Raw genomic sequence first — 586 nt, forward strand, 5'->3', positions numbered from 1 at the left:
CCGTTAGAATTGACTTCCGATGTTATCTGGAAGTCATCAAATGAGAATGTACTTACGGTAGATAACTCGGGCAATTATCAAGCAATATCAGAAGGATCGACGCAAGTAACAATCATTTCGAAAGTTGATCAAAGTGTCATTGCATCAGCTACTATCACAGTTGCTCAACCGAGTGTTGAATTTGATGGAGATAAAGTCGTAAATATTTCCGGAACAACAACTCTTAGAGCGTGGTTGCGATCTTCACATCAGAAAGCGAAGACTTTCACATGGGCTTTGGATAACCCTAATCAATCTTTTGCAAATGTAACGAAGTCAGCAGAAGATTCCAGAATCTTTACAGGTAAGAATGTTGGCTTAGTAACAGGAACGGTCAGYATTGTGACGGATAAAGACATCACGTATTCACAACGCATCAGCGTCTCCGTCGAATCCTTATCCATTGTTAGAATGGTCGACGGTATTGAGAGCGACATCGCAGTTATTACCATGGACAAAGGTGAGTCCATCGTGCTGAAAGCTGTTTTGAATCCTTCTACAGCATCAAACAATGGTTTTAAATGGAGTGTCATTAATGAAACAGATG

1 protein-coding gene is annotated in these 586 nt (G+C 40.5%); it reads left to right on the forward strand.

Features of this window, described 5'->3' with window-relative positions; genetic code table 11:
* Positions 1–586: Ig-like domain-containing protein (locus tag AC1DUA_RS40085; RefSeq protein WP_477504943.1), on the forward strand; the 586-nt coding region annotated here is incomplete at both ends.

Source organism: Paenibacillus sp. 01T422, assembly GCF_056398785.1.